General features: G+C 69.6%; 3 protein-coding genes. All 3 read left to right on the top strand.

Features of this window, described 5'->3' with window-relative positions; translation table 11 throughout:
* A partial coding sequence (locus tag AC1D01_RS23275; protein WP_477870524.1) for a (2Fe-2S)-binding protein occupies positions 1–1,236 on the top strand: 1,236 nt, incomplete at its 5' end.
* Complete coding sequence (nirD, locus tag AC1D01_RS23280) at positions 1,233–1,619, top strand: nitrite reductase small subunit NirD (protein ID WP_477870526.1); 387 nt, start codon at positions 1,233–1,235, stop codon at positions 1,617–1,619. The genes AC1D01_RS23275 and nirD, both read left to right, overlap by 4 nt.
* Before the next feature lie 141 nt (positions 1,620–1,760).
* Positions 1,761–4,140 (top strand): molybdopterin oxidoreductase family protein (locus AC1D01_RS23285; protein ID WP_477870528.1); only part of this gene is annotated, 2,380 nt, incomplete at its 3' end.

Consider the following 4,140-nt stretch of genomic DNA (forward strand, 5'->3'; position numbering starts at 1 on the left):
GGCCACAACAAGGCGGCCGCGATGGCCGACAGCGACGAGGTCTGCGGCTGCAACGGCGTCACCAAGGGGACGGTCTGCAAGGCCATCAAGGAGAAGGGCCTGTTCACGCTGGAGGAGGTGCGCAAGCACACGAAGGCGAGTGCGTCGTGCGGCTCGTGCACCGGGCTGGTCGAGCAGCTGCTGATGTTCACCGCCGGCGGCGACTACTCGGCGACGCCGAAGAAGAAGGCGATGTGCGGCTGCACCGACCGCAGCCACCAGGAGGTGCGCGACGCGATCCGCAACGAGAAGCTGCTGTCGATCGCATCGGTGTACCAGACGCTGGCGTGGCGCACGCCGAACGGCTGCTCGAGCTGCCGGCCGGCGGTGAACTACTACCTGATCAGCACCTGGCCGAAGGAGGCGCAGGACGATCCGCAGTCGCGCTACATCAACGAGCGCAGCCACGCCAACATCCAGAAGGACGGCACCTACAGCGTGATCCCGCGCATGTGGGGCGGCGAGACGACGGCCGACGAGTTGCGGCGCATCGCCGATGCGGTGGACAAGTACAAGATCCCGACCGTCAAGGTGACCGGCGGGCAGCGCATCGATTTGCTGGGCGTGAAGAAAGAGGACCTGGTCAACGTCTGGAAGGACATCGGCATGCCTTCGGGCCATGCGTATGCGAAGGCGCTGCGCACGGTGAAGACCTGCGTGGGGTCGGAGTGGTGCCGTTTCGGCACCCAGGACAGCACGCAGATGGGCAAGGACCTGGAGCGTGCGCTGTGGCGCATGTATGCGCCGCACAAGGTGAAGCTGGCGGTGAGCGGCTGCCCGCGCAACTGTGCCGAGTCGGGCATCAAGGATGTGGGCGTGATCGGCGTCGATTCGGGCTGGGAGATCTATGTGGGCGGCAACGGCGGCATCAAGACCGAGGTGGCGCATTTCTTCGTGAAGCTGAAGACGGCCGAGGAGGTGCTGGAGTACAGCGGCGCCTTCCTGCAGCTGTACCGCGAGGAAGGCTGGTACCTGGAGCGCACGGTGCACTGGATCGGGCGCGTGGGCCTCGACTACGTGAAGAAGAAGATCCTCGACGATGCCGAAGGCCGCGTGGCGCTGTGGGAGCGATTGAAGTTCTCGCTCGATGGCGAGCCCGACCCGTGGTTCGATTTCGACAAGGCGCGGGTCGACACCCGGCAGTTCACGCCGGTCGGGGCGGCACACGAAACGATCTCGCAAGGAGCAGCGCAATGAGCCAGTGGCAAGCCATCTGCCGCGTCGACGACATCCCGGTGCTGGGTTCGCGCCGCGTGGCGCGCGATGCGGGCGTCGATGTCGCGATCTTCCGCAACGACCAGGACGAGGTGTTCGCGCTGCTCGACCGCTGCCCGCACAAGGGCGGCCCGCTGAGCCAGGGCATCGTGTTCGGCAAGAGCGTCGCGTGCCCGCTGCACAACTGGACGATCGGGCTGGACGACGGATGTGCCCGGGCGCCCGATGATGGCTGCACGCCGCGGTTTGCGGTGCACGTCTCGAATGGCGTGGTGCACCTCGATGCGCTCGAGTTGGCGCAGCACGCGATCGACCTGGTCCGGCCGGTGGCCGGGCCGAAGGTCATTCCGGTGGTGGTCGGCTGATGTTTGCAGCAACACCGTTCGGGCTGAGCCTGTCGAAGCCCTGCATCGCTGAGCAGCAACCCTTCGACACGGGCCCTCGACAAGCTCGGTCCCTGCTCAGGGCGAACGGTTGCATGGTGCGAGCCCCCGGACACGAGCAACATGCGTGAAACCCGCTCCACCTGCCCGTACTGCGGTGTCGGCTGCGGCGTGATCATCGAGTCGAGCGACGACCAGATCACCGGCGTACGAGGCGACCCCGACCACCCCGCGAACTTCGGCCGCCTGTGCACCAAGGGCAGCACGCTGCACCACACCGCCAGCGCCGCCATCACGATGCAATCGCGGCTGCTGCAGCCGATGCAACGCCTCGAGCGAAGCAGCGCACCGAGACCCGTCACCTGGGACACGGCCCTCGACCTCGCCACGGAGCGCTTCGCCAGCACGATCGAACGACACGGCCCCGATTCGGTGGGGTTCTACCTGTCCGGCCAGCTGCTCACCGAGGACTACTACGTCTTCAACAAGCTCGCCAAGGGCCTGATCGGCACCAACAATGTCGACACCAACTCGCGCCTGTGCATGAGCAGCGCCGTCGCCGGCTACAAGCTCACGCTCGGCGCCGATGCGCCACCCGCCTGCTACGACGACCTGGCGCTCGCCAGCACCCTCTTCATCGCCGGCGCGAACACAGCGTGGGCCCACCCGATCCTGTTCCGGCGCATCGAGGATGCGAAACGCGCGAACCCGGCGATGAAGATCATCGTCGCCGACCCGCGCCGCACCGAAACCGCCGAGGCCGCCGACCTGCACCTGCCGCTGCTGCCCGGCACCGACGTGGCCCTCTTCAACGGCATGCTGCACCTGATGCTGTGGGAAGGCCTGGTCGACCACGCCTACATCGCCGCCCACACCGAAGGCTTCGCCGCACTGCGCGACCGCGTGCGCGAGTTCACGCCGAAAGACACCGCGCGCCTCTGCGGCATCGACGAGGCCGCGCTCGTGCAGGCCGCGCGCTGGTTCGCCGATGCCGGCGGCCGCACGCTGTCGCTGTACTGCCAGGGGCTCAACCAGAGCCGCGCCGGCACCTTCAAGAACGCCGCGCTGATCAACCTGCACCTCGCCACCGCGCAGATCGGCAAGCCCGGCGCCGGCCCGTTCTCGCTGACCGGGCAGCCGAACGCGATGGGCGGGCGCGAAGTCGGCGGGCTCGCGAACCTGCTGAGTGCGCACCGCGACCTCGCGAACCCGGCCCACCGCGCCGAAGTCGCCGCGCTGTGGGGCGTGCCCGACGTGCCGGCCGTGCCCGGCAAGACGGCCGTCGAGATGTTCCAGGCAGCCGCCGACGGCGAGATCCGCGCGCTGTGGATCACCTGCACCAACCCCGCGCAATCGATGCCCGACCAGGCGACGGTGCGGCGCGCGCTCGAACGCGCCGAGTTCATCGTCGTGCAGGAGGCCTTCTCCACCACCGCCACCTGCGGCTACGCCGACCTGCTGCTGCCCGCCACCAGCTGGGGCGAGAAGGACGGCACCGTCACCAACAGCGAGCGCCGCATCAGCCGCGTGCGCCCGGCCATCGCCGCGCCCGGCCAGGCCCGCCACGACTGGGCCGCCGCCACCGACTTCGCGCGCCGCCTCGAAGCACGGCTGCGCCCCTCGCTGCCCTCGCTGTTCGACTACGCCACGCCGGAATCGGTCTGGAACGAACACCGCGAAACGACGCGCGGGCGCGATCTCGACATCACCGGGCTCAGCTACCCGCAGCTCGATGCCGCCCCGGCGCAATGGCCCTTCCCCGCCGGCGCCACGGCCGGCCGCGCACGCCTCTACGAAGACGGCCGCTTCCCGACCGACTCCGGCCGCGCCCGCTTCGCCGACACCCCGTACGAACCGCTGGCCGAGCCGCGCGACGCCCGCTTCCCGTTCTCGCTCACCACCGGCCGGCTGCGCGACCAGTGGCACGGCATGAGCCGCACCGGCACCATCGGCCGCCTGTTCGGCCACGTGCCCGAACCGGCCATCGAGATGCATGCGCAGGACCTCGCGCGGCTGAAGCTCGCCGACGGTGACCTGGTGCACGTCACCTCGCGCCGCGGCAGCATCGTGCTGCCGGTGCAGGCGAGCGAGCAGGTCTCGCCCGCGCAGGCCTTCATCGCGATGCACTGGGGCGACGAGTACGTCGGCGGCCAGACCGGCGGCACGCCGATGCGCGGCGTGAATGCGCTGACGACCTCGGCCTTCTGCCCGCGCTCCAAGCAGCCCGAGCTGAAGCACGCCGCCGTCAAGGTGCTGAAGGCCGAGCTGCCATGGCGCCTGCTCGGCGTGGCCTGGCTGCCCGAGGACGAAGCGCTGCGCGTGCGCGAGGCGCTGAAGCCGCTGATGGACGGCTTCGCGTTCGCGAGCTGCGTGCCGTTCGGCCGCGAACGCAGCGGCGTGCTGTTCCGCGCCGCGGCCTACGAGCCGGTGCCCGATGCGGTGCTGGAGCGCATCGAGGCCCTGCTCGGCCTGGCCGCGCCCGAGGTGCTGCACTACGCCGACA

Source organism: Rhizobacter sp. P3_B12 (assembly GCF_056402895.1).